1 protein-coding gene is annotated in these 266 nt (G+C 29.3%); it reads left to right on the top strand.

Annotated elements, in window-relative coordinates; all coding sequences use genetic code 11:
• Nucleotides 1-148: 148 nt before the first annotated feature.
• Nucleotides 149-266 (top strand): hypothetical protein (locus RT405_RS13535; RefSeq protein WP_396163881.1); only part of this gene is annotated, 118 nt, incomplete at its 3' end.

Below are 266 nucleotides of genomic sequence, written 5' to 3'. Positions count from 1 at the left end.
AAGTTATGAATATATATTAGATTATTCCAAAACATACATAAATACATTTTGTCGAAACTATTAAAAAGGTAAATTTTCTCTAGCTGGAGAATTAATAATTGTTTTACCAATATGTAAAAATCTCAATTTAAAACTAAAGGAGAACAAAATGGGAAAAATAATTGTATCGATGTACCTCTCACTAGATGGTGTCATGGAGGAACCAGCTTGGACTGCTCCATACTTCAATGAAGAAGTAGCAAAGTTTCAATCCAATTTACTGTTTG

Source organism: Carnobacterium sp. (assembly GCF_032094055.1).
In the GTDB taxonomy this organism is placed as follows: domain Bacteria; phylum Bacillota; class Bacilli; order Lactobacillales; family Carnobacteriaceae; genus Carnobacterium_A.
This window is presented reverse-complemented; position numbering and strand designations above follow the sequence as displayed.